This is a genomic window from Aquamicrobium segne, assembly GCF_042656785.1.
Lineage (GTDB): Bacteria > Pseudomonadota > Alphaproteobacteria > Rhizobiales > Rhizobiaceae > Mesorhizobium > Mesorhizobium segne.
The window spans coordinates 171537-192918 of sequence record NZ_JBHSLL010000025.1 but is presented as its reverse complement, the minus strand read 5'-3'; the positions used below and the strand labels follow the sequence as shown (position 1 = coordinate 192918).

22 protein-coding genes and 1 tRNA gene are annotated in these 21382 nt (G+C 56.0%); 9 read left to right on the top strand and 14 right to left on the bottom strand.

Going from position 1 to position 21382, the window contains the following annotated elements; all coding sequences use genetic code 11:
• Nucleotides 1-340 precede the first annotated feature (340 nt).
• Nucleotides 341-811: an Hsp20 family protein gene (locus ACFPLB_RS09590; protein ID WP_378229122.1), complete on the top strand. Its 471-nt coding sequence runs from the start codon at nucleotides 341-343 to the stop codon at nucleotides 809-811.
• Nucleotides 812-875: 64 nt separating this feature from the next.
• Here ACFPLB_RS09590 and ACFPLB_RS09585 read toward each other — a convergent pair whose 3' ends face one another.
• The gene (locus ACFPLB_RS09585) at nucleotides 876-1925 is read right to left on the bottom strand and encodes a threonine aldolase family protein (RefSeq protein ID WP_378229121.1); all 1050 of its coding nucleotides are present in this window, start codon (nucleotides 1923-1925) and stop codon (nucleotides 876-878) included.
• 299 nt (nucleotides 1926-2224) lie between these two features.
• On the opposite strand from ACFPLB_RS09585, the gene ACFPLB_RS09580 reads away from it, so the two are divergent.
• A complete protein-coding gene (locus ACFPLB_RS09580; RefSeq protein WP_378229120.1) occupies nucleotides 2225-2443 on the top strand; it encodes a hypothetical protein in 219 nt (72 codons plus the stop codon).
• Between the two features lie 44 nt (nucleotides 2444-2487).
• Here ACFPLB_RS09580 and ACFPLB_RS09575 read toward each other — a convergent pair whose 3' ends face one another.
• The 3 genes from ACFPLB_RS09575 to ACFPLB_RS09565 all read right to left on the bottom strand — a co-directional run bounded on the left by ACFPLB_RS09575 (nucleotide 2488) and on the right by ACFPLB_RS09565 (nucleotide 5588).
• A complete protein-coding gene (locus ACFPLB_RS09575; RefSeq protein ID WP_378229119.1) occupies nucleotides 2488-3357 on the bottom strand; it encodes an SUMF1/EgtB/PvdO family nonheme iron enzyme in 870 nt (289 codons plus the stop codon).
• A gap of 230 nt (nucleotides 3358-3587) precedes the next feature.
• Nucleotides 3588-4706: a copper-containing nitrite reductase gene (gene nirK / locus ACFPLB_RS09570; protein WP_378229118.1), complete on the bottom strand. Its 1119-nt coding sequence runs from the start codon at nucleotides 4704-4706 to the stop codon at nucleotides 3588-3590.
• A gap of 180 nt (nucleotides 4707-4886) precedes the next feature.
• Nucleotides 4887-5588, bottom strand: a complete 702-nt coding sequence (locus tag ACFPLB_RS09565) for a Crp/Fnr family transcriptional regulator (RefSeq protein ID WP_378229221.1) — start codon at nucleotides 5586-5588, stop codon at nucleotides 4887-4889.
• 254 nt (nucleotides 5589-5842) lie between these two features.
• On the opposite strand from ACFPLB_RS09565, the gene ACFPLB_RS09560 reads away from it, so the two are divergent.
• Nucleotides 5843-6502: an alternative oxidase gene (locus tag ACFPLB_RS09560; protein ID WP_378229117.1), complete on the top strand. Its 660-nt coding sequence runs from the start codon at nucleotides 5843-5845 to the stop codon at nucleotides 6500-6502.
• A gap of 115 nt (nucleotides 6503-6617) precedes the next feature.
• Here ACFPLB_RS09560 and ACFPLB_RS09555 read toward each other — a convergent pair whose 3' ends face one another.
• The 9 genes from ACFPLB_RS09555 to ACFPLB_RS09515 all read right to left on the bottom strand — a co-directional run bounded on the left by ACFPLB_RS09555 (nucleotide 6618) and on the right by ACFPLB_RS09515 (nucleotide 16000).
• Nucleotides 6618-7877 (bottom strand): NAD(P)/FAD-dependent oxidoreductase, encoded by a 1260-nt coding sequence (locus ACFPLB_RS09555; RefSeq protein WP_378229116.1) that lies wholly within the window; start codon nucleotides 7875-7877, stop codon nucleotides 6618-6620.
• Between the two features lie 205 nt (nucleotides 7878-8082).
• On the bottom strand, nucleotides 8083-8814 hold the full coding sequence (locus tag ACFPLB_RS09550) for an amino acid ABC transporter ATP-binding protein (RefSeq protein ID WP_378229115.1): 732 nt from the start codon (nucleotides 8812-8814) through the stop codon (nucleotides 8083-8085).
• 12 nt (nucleotides 8815-8826) lie between these two features.
• The gene (locus tag ACFPLB_RS09545; RefSeq protein ID WP_378229114.1) at nucleotides 8827-9489 is read right to left on the bottom strand and encodes an amino acid ABC transporter permease; all 663 of its coding nucleotides are present in this window, start codon (nucleotides 9487-9489) and stop codon (nucleotides 8827-8829) included.
• 15 nt (nucleotides 9490-9504) lie between these two features.
• Nucleotides 9505-10167, bottom strand: coding sequence for an amino acid ABC transporter permease (locus ACFPLB_RS09540; protein WP_378229113.1), 663 nt, complete (start codon nucleotides 10165-10167; stop codon nucleotides 9505-9507).
• A gap of 397 nt (nucleotides 10168-10564) precedes the next feature.
• Nucleotides 10565-11374 carry an ABC transporter substrate-binding protein gene (locus ACFPLB_RS09535; RefSeq protein WP_378229112.1) on the bottom strand — a complete coding sequence of 270 codons (810 nt, stop codon included), beginning with the start codon at nucleotides 11372-11374 and terminating at the stop codon, nucleotides 10565-10567.
• A 125-nt stretch (nucleotides 11375-11499) separates the two neighbouring features.
• Entirely contained in the window at nucleotides 11500-11988 is a 489-nt protein-coding gene (locus tag ACFPLB_RS09530) for an Lrp/AsnC family transcriptional regulator (RefSeq protein ID WP_378229111.1), read from the bottom strand.
• Nucleotides 11989-12171: 183 nt separating this feature from the next.
• Entirely contained in the window at nucleotides 12172-13005 is an 834-nt protein-coding gene (locus ACFPLB_RS09525) for an SH3 domain-containing protein (protein WP_378229110.1), read from the bottom strand.
• A complete protein-coding gene (locus tag ACFPLB_RS09520) occupies nucleotides 13002-15026 on the bottom strand; it encodes a vWA domain-containing protein (protein ID WP_378229109.1) in 2025 nt (674 codons plus the stop codon). The genes ACFPLB_RS09525 and ACFPLB_RS09520 overlap by 4 nt, the downstream gene beginning before the upstream one ends.
• Nucleotides 15023-16000 carry a hypothetical protein gene (locus ACFPLB_RS09515; protein ID WP_378229108.1) on the bottom strand — a complete coding sequence of 326 codons (978 nt, stop codon included), beginning with the start codon at nucleotides 15998-16000 and terminating at the stop codon, nucleotides 15023-15025. Before ACFPLB_RS09515 ends, ACFPLB_RS09520 begins: the two co-directional genes overlap by 4 nt.
• Before the next feature lie 130 nt (nucleotides 16001-16130).
• Between ACFPLB_RS09515 and ACFPLB_RS09510 the strand changes: the two genes are divergently transcribed.
• The 3 genes from ACFPLB_RS09510 to ACFPLB_RS09500 are packed head-to-tail and all read left to right on the top strand — an operon-like array spanning nucleotide 16131 to nucleotide 19158.
• The gene (locus tag ACFPLB_RS09510; protein WP_378229107.1) at nucleotides 16131-16706 is read left to right on the top strand and encodes a putative pterin-binding protein; all 576 of its coding nucleotides are present in this window, start codon (nucleotides 16131-16133) and stop codon (nucleotides 16704-16706) included.
• Nucleotides 16707-16714: 8 nt separating this feature from the next.
• Nucleotides 16715-18514 carry a sensor histidine kinase gene (locus ACFPLB_RS09505; protein WP_378229106.1) on the top strand — a complete coding sequence of 600 codons (1800 nt, stop codon included), beginning with the start codon at nucleotides 16715-16717 and terminating at the stop codon, nucleotides 18512-18514.
• A complete protein-coding gene (locus ACFPLB_RS09500) occupies nucleotides 18511-19158 on the top strand; it encodes a response regulator (RefSeq protein ID WP_378229105.1) in 648 nt (215 codons plus the stop codon). The genes ACFPLB_RS09505 and ACFPLB_RS09500 overlap by 4 nt, the downstream gene beginning before the upstream one ends.
• A gap of 68 nt (nucleotides 19159-19226) precedes the next feature.
• On the opposite strand, the gene ACFPLB_RS09495 is transcribed toward ACFPLB_RS09500, so the two are convergent.
• A tRNA-Ser gene (locus ACFPLB_RS09495) sits at nucleotides 19227-19316 on the bottom strand.
• A 365-nt stretch (nucleotides 19317-19681) separates the two neighbouring features.
• Between ACFPLB_RS09495 and rplU the strand changes: the two genes are divergently transcribed.
• From rplU to ACFPLB_RS09480, 3 genes are all read left to right on the top strand, one after another.
• Entirely contained in the window at nucleotides 19682-20284 is a 603-nt protein-coding gene (gene rplU, locus ACFPLB_RS09490; protein WP_378229104.1) for a 50S ribosomal protein L21, read from the top strand.
• A gap of 90 nt (nucleotides 20285-20374) precedes the next feature.
• On the top strand, nucleotides 20375-20644 hold the full coding sequence (gene rpmA / locus ACFPLB_RS09485) for a 50S ribosomal protein L27 (protein ID WP_378229103.1): 270 nt from the start codon (nucleotides 20375-20377) through the stop codon (nucleotides 20642-20644).
• Between the two features lie 116 nt (nucleotides 20645-20760).
• Nucleotides 20761-21354, top strand: a complete 594-nt coding sequence (locus ACFPLB_RS09480) for a GNAT family N-acetyltransferase (RefSeq protein WP_378229220.1) — start codon at nucleotides 20761-20763, stop codon at nucleotides 21352-21354.
• The last annotated feature ends 28 nt before the right edge of the window (nucleotides 21355-21382 follow it).

Sequence of the window (21382 nt, the reverse complement as noted above, 5' to 3'; positions counted from 1 at the left end):
CTTCCGGTCCAGGAGCGGTGCAGGGGAAGGGACGTTGCTCCTGCACCGGCTGTGGATGGCCTTTCGGGGATGAACCGGGTGCCTGTCCATTGCAGATGAAAGGAATAAGGCATCTTGTCTGAACCGGCTTTGAGTGCGCCATTCATCCGGTGTTCATCTGTGCCGCATTCATAGCAGGGGTATAGCCGGGTATGTATGGCGGGGCTTGAAAGGTGACTTCAGCGCTCCCAAATATGGAATGCGGTCGCCGATGTCGGGGCCGCTGGCCCGGAAAGTGCCCTTGAAGGGGTTTTCTTGAAGGTCACAACGCAAACCTTGTTGCTCAACAGGAGAACACATCATGCGTCACGTCGATTTTTCCCCTCTCTATCGCTCTACGGTTGGATTTGACCGCCTGTTCACCATGCTGGATACACTTGGCCAGCCGGAAGTTGGTCAGACCTATCCGCCCTATAATATCGAGAAAACCGGTGAAGATGCCTATCGCATTTCCATGGCTGTTGCCGGATTTTCAGAAGACGAGATTTTTATTGAAGCCCACCGCAATGTGCTGACTATCAAGGGTGAGCGCAAGGATACGGATGAAAACAAGGCTTCCGAATTGCTGTATCGCGGCATTGCCTCGCGCGCTTTTGAGCGTCGTTTCCAGCTTGCCGATCATGTTGATGTTGTGGGGGCAGCCCTTAAAAACGGCCTCCTGCATATCGACCTGCAGCGCAACATTCCAGAAGAGATGAAGCCGCGAAAAATCGCCATCTTATCCAATGGTGCGGATGCAACGACCCAGATCGAGGCCCGGACGGTCAACTGATTTTATTGGGCAAAACAAGGCGGCGCAGGCTCATCCTGTGCCGCCTTTTTTGTTTTTTTAATTATCAGCCAAGCAGGGTTGCAAAACGCTCAATATCGCCCGCTGTCGTGGCAAAGCTGGTGACAAAACGATAAAGCTGCTCGTCCTTGCCCAAGGGCTTTGAAAAATCTTCTGGTACCGGCCAGTCATAGAAGGCAGCACCAGCCTCTTGCAAGGCGTCAGCTTGCTGGCGGGATAAAACAGCAAAAACCTCATTGGCCTGTGGTTCCCAACCCAGCCGGGCATTGGGCGCTGCCTTGATCATGTCCGCCAGGCGCCGGGCCATGGCATTGGAATGGCGCGCATTTTCAAGCCACAGATCATTTTCAAAATAGGCATCGAACTGGGCTGCGATAAAGCGTGACTTGGAAAAAAGCTGTCCGGCGCGCTTGCGCAGGAAACTGAGTTCACGCGCCAGATCAGCATCAAACAGCACAATTGCCTCAGCGCACCAGCAGCCATTCTTGGTCCCGCCGAAAGAGACGATGTCAACGCCGCGTTTCCAGGTCATTTCGGCCGGTGTGGTTTCAAGGGCAACCAGCGCATTGGCAAAACGGGCCCCATCCATATGCAGGGGCAGGCTGTGTTTCTTGGTAATGGTGGAGATTGTGGCAATATCTTCAAGTGAATAGACGGTGCCGATTTCGGTGGATTGGGTGATGGAGACAGTAGTCGGGCGCCCGGCATGAACAAATTCCGGGACATGTTTGTCCAAGGCATGGTCCAGTCTGTCCGGATCAATGCGGCCAAGTGCGCCGCCAAGACCGTGCAGACGCCCGCCACCTGAAAGATATTCGATGGCGCCACATTCATCTTCAATGACATGGGCCTGCTGATGACAGAAGGAAATTCCACCCGGCTTGCCATAAAGGGTCAGCGAAAGCGCATTGGCGGCTGTGCCAGTTGCTACAAAAAAAACGGCCACGTCACGTTCAAAAATTTCGCTGAATTTTTCTTCAACTGCTTTATCCAGATCACCATCGCCATAGGCGACTGAAAAACCTGTGGCCGTATCTGATAGGCGCGCCGCAATGGCAGGATGGGCGCCAGCCCAATTGTCGGAAGCGAAGAACATTTTATGGCTCCGTTCTGGATGTTTTCCGCTGTGGAATTGCCCTTTTCATCGGCTGAATGCAAGGTGCTGAAGGCAGAATGTACAGGCACATATTCATGCTGCGGCAGATGCAGCGGTCTGCCTTGCAAGCTATTTGAGAAAGGTTGGGTATGATGTCTCACGCCCACGCCTACGCGCTCGTGATCTGGGCCTGCCTTTTCCAGGTGTGCCCGGGCCTTTGAATGCAATCACTGACATTCCCGGCCTGACAGTAGGGTTTTGCACATTGACAGACCCTCGCGCAGAAAATGCGCACCGGCGTGACCGCTATCTTGCCACACCCGGAGCGTGAGGCGATGCCTGTCTGGGCGGGTCAGTTTACCCTGATCGACCCGCTTTATCTGGCTGCTGTCGAGGCCGTGGAGGAAGCGGTCGTCAATGCAATAGTTGCCGGTGAGGATGTGGTCAGCGTCAAGCTTGAGGGAAAGATATGTCGTACCATCGACACCAAACGCCTGGCTGAAATATTTGCAGAATGAAATTAGCAGGTCCTGCCCCCAAAGCCTGTTTCGGGATACAGATTTCAGGCACCGATGACTGTTGACCACAGGCGCGCAGCTCGCCCGGCCAGCGTCAACGGTTCGCGAACCAGGCGAATGCCGAGATTGTCCGGCGCCAGACCGGCAGCGCAGCCACCGCTTTTACCGTCGCGGATGAAGTGAGACATGTAGCTGCGATGGCGGCCACCCAGCACCCGTACGCCGCAATTTTCGATGCTGCGTGTGATCTTGTCATTGCCATCCACCGTGGCCCGCAAATAGCAACTTGTCGTCCAGTCCCAGACATTGCCGGCAATATCGGCGATCCCCTTGCTGTTTTCACCAAAGTGGCCACGTGGCTTTGGTTCGGGATCGCGTGGCTCACTGCCGGTTTCGGCGTTATAGCGTGCCAGCCACCGCGTTGCCGGGTTGTCTGTCGCCTCTTCCGGCAGGCCCAGCGCATCATCCTGAAGCCGTTCGGCAGCAGCAAACGCCCATTCCTCATTGGTTGGCAGACGCCAGTTTTCACCGGTCTTTTCTGACAGCCACGCCGCATAGGCGGTGGCGTCACGATAGTTGATGCCGGTGACGGGTCTGTCTGCATTTGTGTTTGCAGCCTCAGGGGCCTGGCAAGCGCCATCCTTAACACAAGCGTCATAGTCGGCAATGCCGACCTGATATTTCATGATCTCAAAGCCACGATTGAAGGTGACTTTCCGCTTTGGCGCATCGACCGGCCAGTCGGCCTTGAGATATTCGCCGGGCAGCCGGAAATCGAAAGAACCGGGCTGCAGGACCACCATTTCCACAGGCGCTGTGGACTTCTTTGGTGCGGTGTCAAGGTTCAAGCCGATGGCCACCAGAGATGTTGTGGCGATAGCTGCGCCCACGAGTATCGGGATCATCAGTCGCATGGCATTTGTTTCCCTTAGAGCATTTTGCAGCCAGATGGAATCATCTGGCGTCGCACAAATGCGGCTAAAACAAGAATTTAGAGCATTTCATGCGTTTCCATGAAAACAAGAAATGCTCTAAAGCACTGTGCAGTCAGATGTTTTTATCCGGTGACAAGATGCTTTCACAAAAAAGCGGCCCGCCGAATTTTTGACGGGCCGCTATTTACGCATTTACAGGTATCAGCCCGTCAGAGGATGGCGATCGGGCCGGGAGGGCTGATCTGCGCCATCAGGTCGTTGTCCCATTCACCTTCCACCATCACATGTGCGGTGGCGCCCAGTTCGGCCGCCTCGATGAGATTGTGGTTGACATAGGCGTAAACGCCCGGCTGCTTGAAAGTATAGAGTGCTGCCCCGGCAGAACCGCCACGGATGAACCAGGTCTCCAGATCTTTGGCAGGCGTATCATTGAACTTGCCAAGCTCCCAGACATAGTCACCATGTCCGCCGATCAGATGCGGACGGGTGTCGCGGTTGGCCTGTGCGTGAACAAACAGCACCGTTTCACCGACATTGGCCTTGAGCGCATTGTCGCCGGTCAAAGCCCCGACCTTGCCGTTGAAGACCACATGGCTGGGGATGAGCCCGCGCATGACCTCCAGCGTCTCGCTATAGCTGTCGCCGAGCGATTCAAAGTTCTTGAACTTCCCGTTTTCATCGCGCGGAATATAGAAATCATTCTCGCCGATATAGAAGATCTTGTCATAGTGCAGCGGCTGGCCGTTCTCGTCCTTCAGCCCCTCACGCGGCAGCACCATGACGGTGCCGCTCATGCCCGTCACGACGTGCCATGGGATCATGCCTTCCGGCGCGCAGTGATAGACGAAGGTTCCGGCTCTGTCTGCCTTGAAACGCAAGGTTGCCTGCTCGCCGGGATTGACATGGGTAAGGGCTGCACCGCCTAAAGCTCCCGTTGCCGCATGGAAGTCAACATTATGCGGCATTTCGTTGCTTTCAGGGTTGATCAGCGTCAGTTCGATATAGTCGCCTTCATGCACCACCATCATCGGGGCTGGGATCGAGCCATTATAGGTCATCGCCTGCATGACGGTTCCTTCATCGTCGATGACCATCGGCTGTTCTTTCACAACCAGTTGGAACTCGACGATTTTGGGGCCGCCGGTTGCAACCTGCTGGTGCGCATGCACGAAGGGCGGCTTGACCAGCTCGACCCGCTCACGTGACAGGGAGTTGACGTCCACTGCCGGGGCGCGGGCCTTGGCCGGCGTTGCGGTGACCGCCGTCATGAGGGCGGCGGTGGCTGCTCCGGTCATCGTGCCAAACAGGGCTTCGCGTCTCGTCAGCATTTTCACTCTCCTTCATGGCTTGTTGTTGACAACAGTCATAAAGGGGTGGCCGGCAAAAACTTTGCTGCGGGGCAAGGTTTTGATCTTTTGTTCAGGTGCGACGGCCTGCCGCGGGAGTAAGTGATAACAAGCGCTAACAAGGGTAATAAGCAGGCAGTTCTTTGTCAGGCTCCAAAACAGCTACGAGGCTTCATTCTCGATCTGCTTCAGGAAATCAGGTTGATGGATGACGATGTAGCGATGTGAACTCGATACGATCCCGTCCTTTTCCCAGGCGCTGAGTGTTCTGCTGACGGTATGGAGCGATGTTCCAGCCAGTTCGGCAAAATCCTGACGTGACAGCGGAAAGCAGATTTCAATTCCCATTGCGGTTCGCCGCCCGGCCTGTTTTGCCAGTCGGGTCAGCGTATGGGCAATGCGTCGCTCCACGGTTTCGGTGGAAAGCTCGCGCAACCGCGTCTGGGTTTCCTGATAGCGTGATCCAAGAACGGCAAGGGCGTTGATGGCAATCTGCGCATATTTGCCCATCAGGTCGCGGATGACTGGAGTGGGCCAGGAAAACAGATGGGTGTCTTCAACAGCACTTACCGTGCCGGGATAGGTGGCCAGTCCGGCCAGCGCGGCATAGCCTGCCATTTCGCCGGGGCCGAGATAGCGCAAGGCCACCTGGCTGCCGTCGGGGGCAATCTGGATGGCGCGCAGACGACCGACAATGACGATATGGAAGCTGTCGGCGCTGTCGCCTTGATGATAGAGCGCTTCTCTTCGGGACAGGCGTTTGCGCACAGCCAGACGCCGTGCCTCATCGATGATCTCCATCGGCAGGGAACGGAAAATTTCGGTACCCGCCAATACGTTCAGGTCCGTATCCCTGTCCGCCATCACCAGTGTTTCCGATCCCCTGTTCACCCCGATGCGGCCGTTATAAGACAGCTTGCCCTGCAAGGGTCGTGCAATTTTGCCAGCATCGCCCGTTTTATTGTAAAACGGGATATGCCCGGATATGCAAGGACCAGATGCTGCTGTTTTTACCGGGCTGCACCTTAACAGAATGTGCAACCGGTTTTGCTATTGGTCTTTGCGCGAAGTTGATCTGCTTATAATATGAAAGATGCCATAGGATGATGCTGTAAGCCATGCTGACCATCGACAAGACAGATCTGTCGCGCCACCATGTACCCCGTTTGCTCGCCGACCGGATTGCTTACCGCCTGGTCGGCATGGTCCAGTTCTGTGCCGGGGCGCTGTTTGGCAGGCGCTACCGCCATCGCACCATCGTTTTAGAAACAATTGCCGCTGTCCCCGGCATGGTTGCGGCAACGCTGCTGCATTTGAGATGCCTGCGGCTGATGATCGATGATCGCGGCTGGATCCGCGTCCTGATGAATGAGGCTGAAACGCAGCGGGTGCACTTGATGGTGTTTGTTGCGGTCGATCGGCCCAGCCTGTTTGAGCGGCTCATCGTTCTGCTGGCGCAAGGGTTTTTTTACAATGCCTATTTTCTGATTTATCTGATTTCGCCGCGCACCGGCCACCGTATCTCCGGCTATTTTGCCGAAAATGCGGTGCGTGGATATGGCCACTATCTCGACAGCATCGGTGAGGGCCAGCAGGAAAATCCGCCAGCGCCTGAATTGGCGATTGCCTACTGGAATCTGGCGCCAGACGCCCGTCTGAGCGATGTCATTGCTGCAATCCGTGAGGACGAGGCCCTGCACCGCGACATCAATCATGGCTTTGCCGATGCGCTGGAAAAAGGCGAGGATTTTCCCGGACCACCCCGTATCGGATTTTAGAGCATTTTGTGAGCACAGATGGTTACATCTGGCGTCGCACAAATGCTCTAAGTCCTTATCTCTACGCATGATCTTATCTGAAAAGTCTGCAACTTTTCTAAGATCATGCTCTAAGTTATTTGGGATTTTTGAAGCGTTTCAGGGCAAAGGCTTCCAGCGCATGTGCCGGTTTTTGCTCTTCGACCAGATCGGCTGTCACCTTGCCCATGCCGGGGCCGATGCCAAAACCGTGCCCGCTCATGCCTGTTGCAATTGTCAAGCCACTGATATGTGCATGATCTACAACCGGCAAAATATCGGGCATGGTGTCGATCATCCCGCCCCAGGAGTTCTGGATTTTGGGGCGGCCAATCTTGGGAAACGCTTTGGAAAAAAGCGCCAAAACCCGCTCCAGCGTCTTCCGGCTGGGTTTCGGATTAAGGATTCTGCAATTTTCAAACGGGGTTTTTTCATCCGCATGCCAGCGCCGTGGGGTTTGCCAGGCATCGGGATAGTTTTGTGGTGCTGCCAGTCTGAAATGGGTGCTGGAAAATTCCTGTCTCAGGGTCGGCAGATAGGCGAAAAAATTGCGGAACGCATCAGGGCCGATGAAAAAGTCATGCTCTTCCCATGGGGAGAGTGTGTAGCCTCCATCCGCCCGGTGGCGAAACGCGAAGCGACCATCGCCTGCTGCGGCATTGAAAAATTCTGCAACAGGTTCGGTCTGCATCACCGAGGATAAAACCGAAAGCTGTGGAAGCTGAATATTGTGGGGCTTGAGAAACAGTGAACTCCACGCACCGGCTGCAACAACCACCCGATCACATTTGACATGGCCTTTTTCGGTTATCACACCCTGCAACCGGCCATTGGTGATTTCAAGCGCTCTTGCGGCGCAATTTTCACGGATCATGACCCCGTCTTGGGAGGCCGCCCTGGCCAGTGCCGGCACCGCCAGGAAGGGTTCCGCCATGGCGTCGGAAGGTGTTGTCATGGCACCCACCCAGCCCCCCGCTGCATTGGGCAGCATGGCTTGTGTTTCACGCATGGAAAGCATGCGTGTATCGACCCCGTAAGCGCGGGCGCCATCAAGCCAGGTTTCATATGCACGCAGTTTTTCAGCATTTCTGGCCAGATAGGTGATGCCCCGCTGGCGAAAACCGATCTCTTCGCGCAGCTTGCTGTTTAAGCCGTTCCAGATCTGCAGGGATTCCATCATGATCGGCAGTTCCGCATAATCGCGGTCCTGTTGACGGATCCATCCCCAGTTGCGGCTGGACTGTTCGGCGGCAACCCGACCTTTTTCGCAGATCAGAACCTTGCGCCCCCGTCGGGCCAGTTCCCATGCGGTCATGACACCAATGATGCCACCGCCAATAATGGTCACGTCAACCATGTCTGGCAGCGGGCCGTCGAATTGACAGGGAGTGCTGAGATTGATTGGAAACATGGTGTTGAAATCTCAAAGGATGGTCTGGTTGGCTTTTTGATAAAGCGGGGCTGCCTGAAGCCTTGCCTAGAGCATTTTGTGAGTACAGATGAAATCATCTGACACAAGCACAATGCGACTAAAACAAGAAACGTTCTGAATGAGCAAAATGTCAATATTGAAGGATTTTGCTCAGAAAATCGCGTGTACGCTCATTTTGTGGATTGTTGAAGAAGCTTTCAGGTTCGCCGCTTTCGATGATCATGCCCTGATCCATAAACACCACACGATCGGCAACCTTGCGGGCAAAGCCCATTTCATGGGTGACGACGATCATGGTCATGCCTTCTTTGGCAAGCCCTACCATGACATCGAGCACCTCATTGATCATCTCAGGATCAAGGGCGGAAGTGGGTTCATCAAACAGCATCACCCTTGGCTGCATGCACAGTGACCGGGCAATGGCGACGCGCTGCTGCTGGCCGCCTGAAAGCTGGCCTGGATAGTTCTGCATACGGTCGGCCAGCCCGACCTTGGTGAGAATTTCTCTGCCGCGCGCATCTGCCTCGGCTTTTGACAGGCCGCGCACATGAATGGGGGCCAGCGTTACGTTTTCCAGGGCCGTCTTGTGCGGATACAGATTGAACTGCTGGAAAACGAAACCGATTTCCATGCGCAGTTTTCGTAAAAGTGATGGCTTGCCGCCAAGGTCGAACCCGTCAACCAGCAGCTTTCCCGACTGGAATGGCTCCAGCCCGTTTACACAGCGGATCAGCGTGCTTTTGCCAGAGCCGGAGGGACCGCATACGACGACGACCTCTCCTTTCTCGACATGCAGATTGATGTCATTGAGCACATGCAGCGCGCTGCCAAACCATTTATTCAGACCTTGAAAATCAATCATTGGACCGCCCGGCTAGAGAATGGGAGATTGTGTGCCGCGTTCCATCCGGCGCGACAGATAGATCATTGGATAACAGACGATCAGATATCCAAGCCCGACCACGCCAAATACCAGCAGGCCGTTTGGAATGTTCTGCACGATCATCCAGCCCGAGCGGGTCAGGTCCATGATGCCGATTGCCGAGACGACCGACGAATCCTTGACCAGCAAAATGAACTGCCCGACCAGTGTGGGGCGCATGATCTGAAGGGCTTGCGGCAGGATGATCAGCCGAAGCTTTTGCCAATGGGTGAAGCCTGAGGCAATGGCGGCTTCATCCTGTCCCTTTGGAACTGCCTCGATACCGGCAGCAACGATCTCGCCAATGAAGCAGGCCGCCATATTGGAAAGGGCAAGCACCCCGGCGCTGAAGGCGGAAAGCTCGATGCCGACAGCCGGCAGGATGAAAAAGCAGATAAAGACCTGCACCAGAAACGGCGTTCCGCGAAACAGGTCGATATAAAGCCCACAAACCCCTGAAAGCCAGCGGTTGCGGCTGGTTCGGGCAAGACCAAACAGCAGCCCGACAATCATGCCTGCCACAAGCGACAGCAGTGACAGCGAGATTGTCATCCCAAGCCCCTTCATCAGAATGGGCCAGTAGTTCCACAGCCGCTCGATTTGAAACCAGAGCATGTCACTCTCCCTTTCTTACGAGCCAGCGCGGTTGAAACGTGCCCAGGAGGCAGCCAGCGCCTTGAGCAGATAATAGATCAGCAGAAAACCGACTGCCGTGGCCACCAGTCCCTCAACCGGCATGAAGCGATCCAGCGCGATCTTCTGGCCGACACGGGTCAGTTCAACCACTGAAATCAGTGACAGGAGTGATGAATCCTTGACCAGCACGATGGCTTGCCCGATCATCGGGGAGATGGTGGGCCGCACCGCCTGCGGCAGGATGATCAGCCGCATGCGTTGCAGATAGGAAAAGCCTGAACTGAGCGCTGCCTCGAATTGTCCGCGCGGAATGGACAATATGCCCGAACGAATGATTTCAGCCATGTAAGCGCCTGAATTCAGCGCCAGTGCAATAATGCCGATGGTAAATTCAGGCAGCAATATCCCCAGACGCGGCAAGCCGAAATAAAGAAAATATAGTTGCACCAAAAGCGGTGTTGAGCGGATCAGATCAATATAGGCAATGCCCACAGCTTGCAGCCAGCGCAGCGGCTGTATGCTGATCGCGCAGGCAATGATTCCGATAATGAAAGCTCCGGTAAAGCCGGCTGCCGAAAGCATCAGCGTGTTGAGAAACCCCACCCAAAGATCGGGCAGATATTCCAGGATTACACGTGTATTCAGATTGCCAAGCATGGTGTGCCAATCATGTCCGGATAAAATGAGCGGGCGCAAGCGCTATGCTGAGACGCTCATATGTGCCTTGAAAGTGCGAGGCCTGACCTTGGAGCACTTTGTGAGCACAGATGGTGCCATCTGACGCAAACGCAATGCAGCTAAAACAAAGCTTAGAGCATCGGACCGAAAAGTGGAATCGGTTTTCGGATTATTCCGATGCTCATTCAAAGTGTTAGAGCGTCCTTTGTGCGTCCGTTTGGACGCACGGCGCTCTAAAAGCGCAGGAAACAAATCCGAAAGATCATGATGCGCTCTAAAACTTTAAAGTGAGCATCGGAACACTCCGATGCTCACAGCTCTTGTTTTCGTCGCCTGTCTTTGCCCTGAAGCTGACTTTCATCTTCAGGAGACAGGTTTAGTGGTCATCCTGCCATTTGCTGGAATTTACCCAGTAATCGAGGTTCTGCTTCAGGCGACCGTCCAGTGCGATCGTGTCGATGAAGAGATTGCTCCAGATGAGCAGGTCCTGCGAGTCATAGCGCACGGCATAGGCCAGCGGTTCGGCGGTCAACATCTCGTCAAAGACCGTGAAGGTGTTTTCGGGATAGTTGAGGATTTGAGCGGCAACAGCGGTGTTGTCATTGACGCCGCACTGAGCCTGACCTGACGATACGGCATCCAGCACAATGGTGCCGCCGCCCTTATAGGCCTTGACCTCGGCTTCCGGGAAAAAGTTGGGAACGCTTTTTTCTGCGGTTGAGCCAAGAAGAACCGCAATCGTCGTCCCCGGCTTCTTGCAGTCCTCAAGGCTTGCAAACTCTCCGCCGGTCTTGGTGAAGGCAACAGCACCGACATGGATCCATGGCTTGGTGAAGGCAACCTTGGTGGCGCGCGCCAGCGTTGCGGTCATATCGGCCGCCAGAATATCTGCCTTGCCCGAAAGCAGGGCAGGGATCAGGCCATCCCAGTCGAAATCAAGATAGGTGATCTTGACCCCCATCTCCTTGGCCATCAATTCAGTCAGTTCAATGGCGCTGCCGGTTCTTGTGCCGTTCTTGTCCATGAACGAGAACGGAGGGCCCTGTGTCTGGACGGCGACACGCAGTTCGCCGCGCGCCACAATGTCATCAAGCGTTCCGGCTTCAGCGCTGACCGGACTTGCCACATAAGCTGCAAGCGCCAGAAACAATGCTGACCCCAAAAGCGCCTTTACCTTGCTCAACATTTTGATTCTCCTCCTTTTGAACAAAATTGTAATATTTTATATTTGAAAGAAACTACTTTGAACTTCTTATCTGTTTTGCGCATGTCTTTATCCCGAAACTGGTTCTTAAGTTCGGGAGACAGGTTTTAGCGATCACTCTCCCATACACCACGGGGCAGGCTGAGCCACTTGTTATGCGCCTTCATGACAACAAAGGTCTCACTTCCCCGGATAACGCCGGGTTCTGCAAGATTGGGCAGCAACTCGCTGGTCACCCGGTAAAGCTCTTCCATGTCTCCTTCAAATAAAACTTCGCAAATCAGGTCGTAGCGTCCGGTAACAATACTGACAGATGTCACAAATGGAAGCTCGGACATTTTTTTGGCAACTTCGTCCAAACGGCCTTGCCCGTTTGCATGAATGCCGAGAATGGCGACGATCAATTCAGGCCGCTCCGTCACATTGACGACGCCGGAGAGCCGAAAAAGCCTGTTGTCAAAAAGTGCTTTCAGACGGGTGCGGACCGTTGGCGGACTCAGATCCAGCCGTTCGGCAATCTGATTGGTTCCTGCCCGTGCATCATCCGACAAAAGCCTGACCAGCTTCCGGTCGACCTTATCCAGCAAGGCGCGCATCGCCAGTTCCCATTGCCCATCCCCATTTTTATATCTGAACAGTATTTTCAGTATGGGTTGATAGTCAACCTAATTTTTTTCTTATGAAAATTTTCAGATTATAATTTATTCTTTATAGAAAAATTCTCCGCACCTCTGAACTTGCGCCATGATTGCGATGGATTTCATGAGGCTTTGTCTGTGTCATGGATATGACCAGCCATCATGCTCCACTCTGAATATGCGCAAGGGAGCACCTGGTTTTGTCGTATCGGCGCGCAGGTAAAATATGGCGCGTTGCTGCTGGCCGAAATTTGTGAAATCGACATTGATGGTGATCATGCCCCGAAACATGGGCTGGTCAGGGTCGGGTGTCGGCTCTCCAATTGCGCCATCGAAATCCTGGGCGCCATAGAGCGGGTGGGCGCCAGCATTTCCTGAGGCAAGCCAGGCAACGATATCGCTGGTAAAGTAGCTGTCTGCCACCGATGGATCAAAGGGGCCAGGGATGTTGCCGCTCTCGGACAGGAACTCACGTTCATAGACTTCGCGCACGAGGTCCTGCGCCTGAGCAACCGGATCAATATTTGCCGCTGGCGCATAAGGTTCGACTTTCGACTGCCCCGATGCGCGGCTTGAGGCCATTTCGGCGCTTGCGTCCCCTTCGTCTTCAGGCGCAATGAACCGTTGTGCAACCCATCCGGCCTTGCTCAACTCGGCGTTGCGCATCAAACACCAGCGCGCCGGCAGGGCAGCAATCTGGGCTTGGGTCATGCGCTCATAATGGGCAGGCGTATAGAATGGCACGCAGGTGACCTGCTGCATGCGGCGCTCATTATGGGCAAATGTCTCGATCACCGGAAAGTTGGTGCCCGGCCCCATGCGCGCATTGAGCCTGTCATCTGGCGAGACGCCGGTCACCCGCCACGCATCGGGACCATGACCGTCGATCTCGGCCCGGCCCGGTGTGGCGGCAATGGCCATGGTGATGGCGACAGTGACTGCCAGCATGGCGGTTTGAGGAGGCATTCGTCTCATGGCTGTACCTCTACGATTGAACGGCCAAGCACCGAGCGGGCATTTATGTCGAGGAACCGCACTTCATATGTGCCGGGTGCATCTGGAAGCGTCATTTCCAGACTGTTGCGGCCGATGGCGCTTTCCGCATGAATCCAGACAAAATCAGCCTGATCGGCGCGCGCAAGCGTGACCCTCTGATCGGCGCTGTCGGCACCGCCGGTCCAGGTCACCGTGATCGTCTCGCCCGGCTTCCCGGTTGCGGGCACCACCAGCCCTGCGCCGTCATCCATGGGCGCATCGGCAGCCAGCACCTCAAGCGGGGCACGAGCCATGACCCGGTTTGAACCCTCCAGATGATAGCGAATCTCATAAAGTCCGGTCTCGGCAGGCGCTTTCATCTTGCCTTCGGTGGCGCTTTCAACGCGGATGTAACCAGCATATTGCCCATCCTCGGCCCCGGCGGGCACGATGGTGATATAGTCACGTGAATAGATGGCCCCGGTCCAGCCAAGCGCCACTTCTGTTCCGGCGCGCACCCGGTTTGGCCCGCTGACGGTGACATTGCCTTCCAGCACCTCGACCGGGGTTGTCGCCAGCACACGGCCGCTTCCCTCCATCTGAAGCCGCACTTCATAAAGACCCGGCTCGGCAGGTGCGCGCAGCTGCCCTTCAGTCTTGCCTTCCATGCGATCATAATTGGTGTAGCTGCCGTCCTTGGCGCCAGCAGGAACGATGGTGACATAGTCGCGGGGATGCAGACCTTCAGCGGCCCACGTTACTGCAAATTGCGAACCGACCAGAACCTCGGCGGGAGCCGATACGGTGACGTCCACATCTGTGACCTCAATCGGGGTTGTCGCCAGCACACGGCCGCTTCCCTCCATCTGAAGCCGCACCTCGTAAAGACCCGGCTCGGCAGGTGCGCGCAGCCGCCCTTCTGTCTTGCCTTCCATGCGATAGTAATTGGTATAGGCGCCGTCCTTGGCGCCAGCGGGAACGATGGTGACATAGTCGCGGGGATGTAGGCCCTCAGCCACCCAACTGACGGGGAAGACTGAGCCCACAACCACCTTGGCAGGGGCGCTGACCGTGACGTCCACATCCACCACCTCTACGGGGGTGATCGCCAGAACCCGGCTATCGCCCTCGGTTTGAAGCCGCACCTCGTAAAGGCCCGGTTCGGCAGGCGCGCGCAAACTGGCCTCGGCCTTGTCTTTTACGCGGTCGTAATTGGTGTAGCTGCCGTCCTTGGCGCCAGCGGGAACAATGGTGACATAGTCGCGGGGATTGAGCCCTTCGGCTTCCCATGTAACTGCAAAAGCGGAGCCGACGACGATCTGTGCGGGAGCACTGACCGTGGCCTGGGCAGGATCTGGCTGCGGGTCATCCAGAACCATGCTGACCGGTGCGGCAACGACCTGTTGCAGCGCCTCAGAAAGTTCCTGAGCGTTGTCGGCGGTGAGAAAGCGCCCGCCGGTTTCTCCGGCAAGACATTGCATCTGCAACAGCGCCTCAGGCTCATCTTGCACATCGAAACCAATAACATGCGCTGTAAAGTCGATGCCTGCCTGCTCCAGTGTGCGGGCCGCGGCGCATGGGTCGGGGTTGCAGGTTTCGATCCCGTCCGAGACCAGAATGACCGTGGCGGGCTGTTCGGTGTGGCGCAGTGCTTGTGCCGCAGCAATGACGGCATCGGTCATCGGCGTCATGCCGCGCGGGGTCAGTTCGTTGACAATCTCGATGATTTCGGACGCGGTGCCGGGAGCAGGCTCGATGATGGTCTGGATGTCTGAACACTGGCCGCGCTCACGATGACCATAGGTAACGAAGCCAAGATTCTGATCTTTTGGAAAATCGGCGAGAATGTCTGCAACCACCTCACGAGCGATGGCAATCTTGTTTACCCCGTCGATCTGGCCCCACATCGAGCCGGAGGCGTCGAGTACGAGGATTGTGCCGGGTTGTGCCTGCGCAATGGCGGGCAGGGCCGTTGCGCCAAGGGTGAGCGCAGCAATGGTTGCTTTCAGAAAGGATTTCATGCTGATGCTCCATCGCGGGCGGTTTGCGGGGCAGCACCGCCGGTAATGCGGGCCTTGAGTTTGCGGAAGTGCGACGACATCTGCTCAAGCCGCGCCTCCCATTCCGGGTTAGGCTGCTGGCCTTCGATGGTCTTGAAATAGACCTGCATCAGGCAGGCAATGGCGAAAGGCTCTAAAAGCGCGGCCTTGATGCTCCACGCAAACAGCAGAGCAAAGACGAAGCCGCCAGCTGCCCATGCGCCGGGCATCAGATAGACGACGAGAGCTGCCGGGGCCAGCATGAGGAGAAAGACGATGAAGCTCAGGAGATAGACGATGATGGCCAGCCAGGCGGCATTCTTGAGCATCACCTTGTAGTTCTGGCCGTAAAGAACCAGCGCGTCGCTGGCCGAGGCCCAGGGGTCGGTGGAGCGGGTGCGGATGGCATGGGCGAGGATGACTTCGTCGATGAAGCCAACCGCAACCCGCAGGAAGGCATGCAGGATACCGGAGATCTGGCGCGCGCCAGGCAGCGGCAGGATCGACAGAATACCGCGCACCAGACCGGTGATTGCGCCGATCACACCCTTGATGAGCTGGTCAACGGCAAACAGCACGCTGGCTTGCGCAAAACGTTCCTTTACCACTGTTGTCGCGTAGGTGACCTGCGATTTGCCCTCCGGTAACGGCTTGCCATCGATCAGTTCGACCAGAACGGCGATGTGTCCAGCCTTGACGATATAGAGGATATATTCGCGAGCCCAGTACATCACCGCGCCAAAGACCCCAAAGCCGATCATTCCGCCCCAGAGGGTCGAATTGGCCTGGAACCCGTCATCGCCGAAACCGCCAACGCCATAGCCGATACCGGCCCCCGTTCCCGTCACAAGAACATAGCCGACGGCAATGCCAAAATAGATTGCCATGCGCAGCACGATAAAGGGCATGGTGCGTCCCATCATGCCGAGCGCATTGCCGATGTTGAAATCCCACATATATCCCTCCGTAATATCCCGGCCTGGCGAGCCTAGCATGGCGAAGGTATTTGCACCCCGTTCGTTTGAATAGGGACATGGTCATAAACAGTGCTTATAAGTAGCTGAACGGTCGCCCGCAGATTAAAGAATGAAAATACCAGCGGTCGACATGGTGCCGGGTCGGGCAAGATTGGGGAGCCAGACTGATTTGCAGGGATGTTTTGCCGTTGTTCTGACGATGATGTCGATATGCTTTTCGATTTCAGCGCAGGCGTATGACCTGACGGTTTTGCCGCCGCCGCAGGGGGAAACCGTGCTGGAAGTCCGGGGCGCGCTTTCAAAACTCAATCGCGACGATGCTGCTCATTTCGATATGGAGATGCTGAAGGCATTGCCTGCCACCCGGCTGGAAACGACAACTGCCGTTACCGACGGGGTGCGCAGCTTCGACGGCTTCCTGATGCGGGATCTGCTCGACCATGTCGGCGCCCAGGGTTCCATGGTTACGGCCAGCGCCCTCAATGACTACGCCATCGATATTGCGATCGACGAATTCGACAGGTTCGATGTGCTCGTTGCCTATGAGATGGATGGCAAGCCGCTTCTGCCCAGCGACAAGGGACCGCTGTGGATTGTCTACCCGCGCGATCAGCATGCCGAGCTTCAGGATATTCGATACGACTATCGCTGGGTCTGGCAGTTGACAGGGCTCGACATCAAATGAGCGGTCAAATGCGTGCATTGCTGGGCGTTGCCCTGCCGATATTGACGATCGCGACCTTTGTCATTCTGCTGGCGTTTTCGCTGACCCGCCTGTCCGAAGTCGAACGGGATATGCGCATTGAAGCAACGCAGAACATGTTGTGGGTAATTTCGCGTGCGCATGTCTCGAGCCTGCAACTGGGCGAAGCCGCCGCAAGACACGCGATTGGCGAGATTGACCAGTCAGAGCTTGAACTGCGCTACAATGTCTTTCTAAGCCGTCTTGCGCTGCTGGATGATGGTCCGCAGCGCCGCCATATGGATGCTCTTGGCTTTGGCGCAGTGCTGGATGATCTGCTGCAAAAACTGCCGGAACTCGGTTCTGTGATTGCCGATCTTGAGCCAGATGACCGCCAGCTTGTGCGGGTGCTGCTTGAACCCTACAGCACCATGCTCAATCAGGCTGCCAACAAGGCCATGGTGGCTGAATGGGACGATCTCGGGGTCAAGCTCGACACGTCGCGCAATCAACTTGGGCAGATCATCGTCTCATTGATCGGCATTTCCCTGGCAGGGGCTGTCCTTTGCGGCCATTTCGTTCTGGCAATCCGCGATGCGCGGCGACGCGCGCGGTTGCTTGACAAAGAAAAAGCGTTTTCCGAACTTCTCATCGGGTCCAGCGGGGAAGGTATCGTCGCTGTCGATCTCCAGCGCCATTGCACTGTGTGGAACGAGGCCGCCGAGCGGCTGTTTGGCCTGCCCGCATCCGGCGCGATCGGCAACATATTGGGTGATGTATCCGGCTTTTTCCAGATTGACAGGATTGCAAACGCAGTCGGCGATGCCTTCGATGGCCGCTCCGTTGCATTGTTTGACCAGCCATTTTTCCCGCCCGGTCAGGTCGAGCCGCTTTATGTCGATCTGCGTTGCTTTTCGTTGCGCGCTGGCGACCATATTGTCGGCGCGATCCTGCTGGTGACGGATGTTACCGAAAGGCGTGCGGCACAACGGGAGATTGCCGATCATCGCGACCATCTCGAACAATTGGTGCAGGCCCGCACACAGGAACTCGACGCCGCCTTGACACGGGAGCGCGCAACGGCCGAACTCTACCGCAATTTTGGCACGATGATCTCACATCAGTTTCGCACACCGCTTGCCATTGTCGATTCTGCCTTGCAGCGCTTGATGCGACGCAGCGACAGACTGGAACCGGCAGAAGTGCTGGAACGTGGCGGCAATGCCCGCCACGCCATTGCACGCCTGACCAGACTGGTTGGAAGCACGCTTGATGCCGCCCGTCTCGATGCCGGGCAGATCGACATCTGCAGCCAGCCTTGTGACCTTGGCTCACTTGCTGCCGATATCTGTGTGGGGCAGAGTAAACAAACGCCGGAGTGGGAAATTACGGTCGATATCCCGAACGGGAGGCCGGTTATGGCCTGTTGCGACCCTGTTCATGCCGAAAATATTCTCGTCAACCTTTTGTCAAATGCCGTGAAATATTCACAGAAGGGGACAGCAATCACTGTTGCGGTTGCGACGGCAGGCGCTCAGGCCGAATGCAGAATCAGCAATTACGGCACCATTGGCTGCCCAACTGAGCGCGACGCCTTGTTTGAACGCTATGTTCGCGGGAGTAACGCGGAGGGACAACCAGGTATCGGCATCGGCCTCTACATGGCCCGGACCCTGGCGCGGATGCAAGGTGGCGATGTGCAACTCGATGCCGATAATGGCGACCGGATCACATTTACGCTCAGCCTCCCATTGGCAAACGCTCCAATGGGGAAAAACGACGCCTTATCCAAACTGTCGGAGACCGCATGACTGACGAGTTCAACGTTGGAAAGGCGCGTCATCTGGTTCTTTGCGTGGAAGATGAACAGACCCTGCGCCGCGATATCGCGGATGAGCTAAGTGAAGCCGGTTATGCGGTGCTTGAGGCAAGCAATGGCAGGCAGGCGCTTGATCTGTTGAGAAACGCGCGCCCTGACCTCATTCTGTGCGACATCTCCATGCCCGATCTCAACGGTTATGACCTGCTGAAGGCCGTCCATGCCAAGGGAGCGGACTATGCCGGCATTCCATTCGTGTTTTTATCAGCACTTGGCGATCCGCGTGAGATCGTTGAGGGTAAACGCCTTGGGGCCGATGATTATCTTGTTAAACCGATTGATTATGATCTGCTCCTGGCCACGGTTCATGCGCGGTTGCGTCAGGTTGCACGTATCCGCTCGGCACAAAGGGCTGAAGGTACAGACACCGATATGGCGACATTGTCTACCTCCTATGGCCTCACTCCAGCCGAAGCCCGCATTGCCGTGGCGCTGCTGGAAGGCAGGCAACTGGCGCAGATCGCCACCGATTTTGAAATATCACGTACCACCGTGGCATTTCATATGCGCAACATTTTTCAGAAGACGCGAACCAGCCGTCAGGCGGAACTGGTCGCGCTGCTGTTGCGTCGATAGGCATAGGCGGCGACGCAATTATCATTGGGTGTTTGATTAATAGCGCATTTGGGGGTGCAAAAAGACAGTGGCGGAGAAGGAGGGATTCGAACCCCCGATGGGCTTGCACCCATGCCGCATTTCGAGTGCGGTGCATTCAACCACTCTGCCACTTCTCCGCAAATAGTCGTTGACCGTTACCGGCGGCGCCTAGATAGCGGCAGTCGCTTCCCGATACAAGGCCAAACATGAGCATTGTGTTGCGAAATTGCATCCCGGTTTTCAAAGAGATGTAGCAGGGGCCCACCAAAGGCATAGAATAGTATTCAGCGCCTGTTTAATTAAGGGCGGCTTTTCTTGACTTTTACACCTTGTCCGGCTAGGAACGGCCCGCAATCGGCGCAAGATGCACTCTTTGTGCCTGTTGCATATTGAACCCGCAGACTGAAAAAAAAGACGGCCGATCCACTTTATCCTGCTCCTAAAATACAGGCGTCGGGAAACTTTGGGATCACAAGGCCGACCGAACAGCGAAAGGCAAAAAATGTTCGCAGTCATCAAAACGGGCGGCAAGCAATATCGCGTGGCCGCCAACGACGTATTGAAAATCGAAAAAATTGCCGGTGAAGCCGGTGATATTGTCCAGATCGCGCAGGTTCTGGCTCATGGCGAAGGCGACAATGTCGTCATTGGTGCGCCCTTCGTGGAAGGGGCAACCGTTGCTGCCGAGATCGTGGAGCAGGGCAAGGCCCGCACCGTCATCGCGTTCAAGAAGCGTCGTCGCCAGAATTCACGTCGCAAGATCGGCCATCGCCAGCTTCTGACCACGGTTCGCATTTCCGAGATTCTGACCGATGGCGCCAAGCCGTCGAAAAAGGCTGCCGCCAAGGCTCCGGCCAAGAAGGCAGAGGACAAGGCTTCAGCGCCCCTGTTCAAGGCCCCCAAGGGCGAGCCGGATGATTTGACCGTCATCAAGGGTATTGGCCCTGTTGCCGCAGAGCAGCTCAAGGAGCAGGGCATCACCACCTTTGCCCAGATCGCCAAGCTCTCCGATGCCGACATTGAAAAGGTCGATGCAGCCATGCCGTTCAGTGCCGAGCAGATCGGTGACTGGCGCGAGCAGGCCAAGGAACTGGCAAAGAAGTAACAGATTTTTTTATCTGTAACGACTTGAAACGGACGCATTGCGCGTCCATAAGGATTGCAGGCGCCTGAAACGGCGCAAAGGAGCATTGAAATGGCACACAAGAAAGCTGGCGGTTCGTCGCGTAACGGTCGCGATTCGGAGTCGAAGCGCCTTGGCGTGAAGAAATTCGGCGGGGAAGCTGTCGTTCCCGGCAACATCATCATTCGTCAACGTGGCACCCAATGGCATCCCGGCACCAATGTCGGCATGGGCAAGGATCACACCCTGTTTGCGCTTGAAGCGGGTGCTGTCACATTTGCTAAAAAAGCCAATGGCCGAACCTATGTATCGGTAAACCCGATGCCTCAAGCTGCGGAGTAGCCGGTTCCGCACCATAACACCGGCCCCCATCTCGGGAACCGGTGTCTGGACAGGCCAGAAAAGGATCAGGGGAGATGGGTTGTCATCTCCCCTTTTTCATTCTGGAGGACCGGCTCATGGTCGCTGCCAAGGAAAATATCAAAGATTATGGTGATGACAGAATCGATTGCCCGATTCTGGTAACCGAGCGTCTGGTGATGCGCCCGCCTCATGAGGTGGATGTCGATGATCTGGTTGATCTGGCCAATAATCGCCGCATCGCCGAGATGCTTGGTCAGGTGCCGCACCCTTATGGGCAGGCAGATGCACGGGCTTTCATCGCCAACAGCAAGGTGATGGCGCGCAGCGGTGTAACCTATGCGTTGACGCTGGCTGACAATGGCGCGCTCTTGGGCTGTGCGGGTCTGACCCGCAATGAGCGCGGGCTGGAACTGGGCTACTGGATTGGCGAACCGCACTGGGGCAAGGGCTATGCGACAGAAGCTGCCCATGCGCTGGTTGATCTTGCTTTCCGGGCAAGTGACATCAACACGCTTCATGCGTCCTGCCGCATCATCAATCCGGCTTCGCGGCGTGTCATCCATAAATGCGGTTTTCAATATGCAGGGCAGGGCGTGCTGGATTCGCTGGTGGTTGGAAAAGTACCGGTTGAGCGCTATCGTCTCGACCGGCGCACATGGTCCAGCCTGCGCTCTTGGGCGCGGGTTTGAGCTATGAATGTGACGATCGACCTGTCTG

Coding starts and splice junctions, on each gene's coding strand:
- ACFPLB_RS09510 (WP_378229107.1), top strand. CDS start 16,131: ATGAAAATACCAGCGGTCGACATGGTGCCGGGTCGGGCAAGATTGGGG.
- ACFPLB_RS09545 (WP_378229114.1), bottom strand. CDS start 9,489: ATGCTCTGGTTTCAAATCGAGCGGCTGTGGAACTACTGGCCCATTCTG.
- ACFPLB_RS09500 (WP_378229105.1), top strand. CDS start 18,511: ATGACTGACGAGTTCAACGTTGGAAAGGCGCGTCATCTGGTTCTTTGC.
- ACFPLB_RS09535 (WP_378229112.1), bottom strand. CDS start 11,374: ATGTTGAGCAAGGTAAAGGCGCTTTTGGGGTCAGCATTGTTTCTGGCG.
- rpmA (WP_378229103.1), top strand. CDS start 20,375: ATGGCACACAAGAAAGCTGGCGGTTCGTCGCGTAACGGTCGCGATTCG.
- ACFPLB_RS09530 (WP_378229111.1), bottom strand. CDS start 11,988: ATGCGCGCCTTGCTGGATAAGGTCGACCGGAAGCTGGTCAGGCTTTTG.
- ACFPLB_RS09525 (WP_378229110.1), bottom strand. CDS start 13,005: ATGAGACGAATGCCTCCTCAAACCGCCATGCTGGCAGTCACTGTCGCC.
- ACFPLB_RS09515 (WP_378229108.1), bottom strand. CDS start 16,000: ATGTGGGATTTCAACATCGGCAATGCGCTCGGCATGATGGGACGCACC.
- ACFPLB_RS09590 (WP_378229122.1), top strand. CDS start 341: ATGCGTCACGTCGATTTTTCCCCTCTCTATCGCTCTACGGTTGGATTT.
- ACFPLB_RS09540 (WP_378229113.1), bottom strand. CDS start 10,167: ATGCTTGGCAATCTGAATACACGTGTAATCCTGGAATATCTGCCCGAT.
- ACFPLB_RS09575 (WP_378229119.1), bottom strand. CDS start 3,357: ATGCGACTGATGATCCCGATACTCGTGGGCGCAGCTATCGCCACAACA.
- ACFPLB_RS09585 (WP_378229121.1), bottom strand. CDS start 1,925: ATGTTCTTCGCTTCCGACAATTGGGCTGGCGCCCATCCTGCCATTGCG.
- ACFPLB_RS09520 (WP_378229109.1), bottom strand. CDS start 15,026: ATGAAATCCTTTCTGAAAGCAACCATTGCTGCGCTCACCCTTGGCGCA.
- nirK (WP_378229118.1), bottom strand. CDS start 4,706: ATGCTGACGAGACGCGAAGCCCTGTTTGGCACGATGACCGGAGCAGCC.
- ACFPLB_RS09480 (WP_378229220.1), top strand. CDS start 20,761: ATGGTCGCTGCCAAGGAAAATATCAAAGATTATGGTGATGACAGAATC.
- rplU (WP_378229104.1), top strand. CDS start 19,682: ATGTTCGCAGTCATCAAAACGGGCGGCAAGCAATATCGCGTGGCCGCC.
- ACFPLB_RS09565 (WP_378229221.1), bottom strand. CDS start 5,588: ATGGCGGACAGGGATACGGACCTGAACGTATTGGCGGGTACCGAAATT.
- ACFPLB_RS09550 (WP_378229115.1), bottom strand. CDS start 8,814: ATGATTGATTTTCAAGGTCTGAATAAATGGTTTGGCAGCGCGCTGCAT.
- ACFPLB_RS09560 (WP_378229117.1), top strand. CDS start 5,843: ATGCTGACCATCGACAAGACAGATCTGTCGCGCCACCATGTACCCCGT.
- ACFPLB_RS09505 (WP_378229106.1), top strand. CDS start 16,715: ATGCGTGCATTGCTGGGCGTTGCCCTGCCGATATTGACGATCGCGACC.
- ACFPLB_RS09555 (WP_378229116.1), bottom strand. CDS start 7,877: ATGGTTGACGTGACCATTATTGGCGGTGGCATCATTGGTGTCATGACC.